Consider the following 241-nt stretch of genomic DNA (forward strand, 5'->3'; position numbering starts at 1 on the left):
ACCTTACGTGGTGCCGCTGCACGGCCTCGCCGATACAGCAGCGAGTGCGCTTTCAGAATCCGATACATGGTCGATTCTGAGGCCAGGTAACGTCGCTCGTCTGCGAGGATAGGGACGATTTGCGTAGGCGGCAAGCTGCCGAAACGCGCGCTGTTACAGACATGCAGAATTTCCTCCTGCTCATCTTGGCTAAGCTTGTTGGCCGGTACAGGACGCTCCGCCAAAGGGCGCGCATCATCAA

General features: G+C 58.1%; 1 pseudogene. It reads right to left on the reverse strand.

Features of this window, described 5'->3' with window-relative positions:
* Positions 1-241 (reverse strand): annotated as a pseudogene (locus QN359_RS19970) (IS3 family transposase); the annotation flags it as partial.

Source organism: Undibacterium sp. 5I2, from assembly GCF_035019605.1.
In the GTDB taxonomy this organism is placed as follows: domain Bacteria; phylum Pseudomonadota; class Gammaproteobacteria; order Burkholderiales; family Burkholderiaceae_D; genus Undibacterium.